General features: G+C 40.0%; 3 protein-coding genes. All 3 read right to left on the reverse strand.

All coding sequences use genetic code 11. The features are described 5' to 3' along the window. Positions 1–400: 400 nt before the first annotated feature. The gene (locus HMPREF0518_RS10165; RefSeq protein WP_023192779.1) at positions 401–562 is read right to left on the reverse strand and encodes a hypothetical protein; all 162 of its coding nucleotides are present in this window, start codon (positions 560–562) and stop codon (positions 401–403) included. Positions 563–676: 114 nt separating this feature from the next. Further along, positions 677–1,336 (reverse strand): replication protein, encoded by a 660-nt coding sequence (locus tag HMPREF0518_RS08910; protein WP_003627911.1) that lies wholly within the window; start codon positions 1,334–1,336, stop codon positions 677–679. A 72-nt stretch (positions 1,337–1,408) separates the two neighbouring features. After that, positions 1,409–1,549 (reverse strand): ribbon-helix-helix protein, CopG family, encoded by a 141-nt coding sequence (locus tag HMPREF0518_RS08915; RefSeq protein ID WP_003627912.1) that lies wholly within the window; start codon positions 1,547–1,549, stop codon positions 1,409–1,411. Between the last annotated feature and the right edge of the window lie 352 nt (positions 1,550–1,901).

The raw sequence follows: 1,901 nt of genomic DNA on the forward strand, positions 1-1,901 counted from the left end.
TAGCCCCTTTTTTATCACTCGCCGTGAGGCAGGCAAAAAAAGCAGGTGTGCTTTTCTTTGCATGCGCAAAAGTGTCTTGGTCTAGTGAGTCTGTCAACTCCTTAAAGCCTCCTAGAACGGCTAAAAGCCGTTCTACGTCGATTTACCGTTGACGGACAGTAAATTATACGGTTAACACCTAAAACGGCCTAGAGAGCAAATTAGGGGCATTTAAAGCCAATCTTCAAAGCAATGCGCACTTACACACCACAATTAAAATTGCTGGCGTTTGTGCTAAATTCCCTGTATCAGAAGTCGACTAGCCGACAACAAAAAAAGGTGCTCGAATCGAGCACCTTTTTTTGTTTATATTATTTAATCTTAGCTAGCTTACGCCGGTGAAGTAACAGCTCATTAACAGTCACATTAACCCTAAAAAAATGGCAAATGCCACTAAAAGGAAACCCGGAACAATTAAAAAAAGTTTAGAAAAACCCACACGTTCATCAATTCGCTTGCTAAAGCCTTGCACCAACAAAATAATTCCGAAAATTGCGGAAAGTATCATTACCCAAAAGCCCATCATTCTCCTCCTTTAACATTTTTTTACTCGCTTTCATTCCTCTTCTTCTCTAATATTTTACCAGTTTCTTTGTTAATCTTTGGCTTACGATTATATCTATATCCCATTTGCTAATTAGTCTTGTATCTCACCGGTCTCTTTGTTTATATCGCCTCTGCCGTACTTGCGCTCCTGATAAACAGCATCGAAATACAGCCTTATCAGTCCAGTATGAGCACGTAAAACCGAATTGACGACTTTAATACCGGGCATGCCATATTCTGAACCATGAGCTTTTAAAAAGCGTCTCAGTTCACGCATATTTGCCAAATTATGATCATCAATCAAATCACAAACATCATTCAGCATGTCGTCTTTATCTTCAACATCAAGCGTAATATAGCGATCAATATCAAAATTGTTCAGCAAAACAATGTCATGCTTGCTGTACTTATGCTTTTTCTTCTCAACAGCGTCTTTAGACTCGTGAGTAAGATATAGATACATGCTTTCCATGCTACGAATGACAATTTGCACCTTAGCAATGCTTTTGTCGCCTAACAATCGTTTAATTTTAATTCTTACACTCTCCGGCGTAACCGGATTCCTCGCCACGTAAATAACGTGATAATGAGCTTTCTTGTATGTTTGTCCTTCAACATTGCTCTTATCCCTATCATGAAGCGGGCTAATCGCAATTGGGACACCAATTAACTCTAAACGCTGTTTCCAATCAGCAGGAATGCTTTCTGGATATAGCAAAAAGGTGAAGTACCTTGCCTTGTCTTTAGCCATAATGTTAAAATCGCCTTATCAAAACAAGCACCGAATGAGCGAACTTTTAGCCGGGTACGCTCTTTTTTGTGCTTAATTTTGCCCTTCCTTGTATTTTTCTAGTGCAATTGTAATCAACACAGATTTAGATAGACCTTTATTTTTCGCAGTCTCCGATAAATATTTAAGAACTTGACTCGATAACGTAATCGTCAATCTCTTTTTATTTTCCAAAATTCCTAGCCCCCTTCAATTATTCATTACACAAAAAGCAGCATAATTGCGCATTCAATGCAACTAAACACGCATTTTTTTGAAAAATGTTGTCATTTTGTTGGCGATTTGTTGATTTTTCTGGGGGGGACTGTATCCCTTGAGAGAGTAAGACCAAGCTAAACTAAAACTCAATGTTGGCACTCGGCACTTAAAAGGGGGGTCGTAGTACGGTCGCAAAATTCGCTCCCTCGCCCCCTGATTTTCAAATTTCTATCCCACACGAATAAAACCATGGGCGCTGCCCAAACCCGCAAGCTGTGTCAGCTTGACCCCATAAATGAGCGGGAGCTCCCGCTCAAACTCACCCCGT

It is taken from the genome of Lactobacillus helveticus DSM 20075 = CGMCC 1.1877, from assembly GCF_000160855.1.
In the GTDB taxonomy this organism is placed as follows: domain Bacteria; phylum Bacillota; class Bacilli; order Lactobacillales; family Lactobacillaceae; genus Lactobacillus; species Lactobacillus helveticus.

Coding starts and splice junctions, on each gene's coding strand:
- HMPREF0518_RS10165 (WP_023192779.1), bottom strand. CDS start 562: ATGGGCTTTTGGGTAATGATACTTTCCGCAATTTTCGGAATTATTTTG.
- HMPREF0518_RS08910 (WP_003627911.1), bottom strand. CDS start 1,336: ATGGCTAAAGACAAGGCAAGGTACTTCACCTTTTTGCTATATCCAGAA.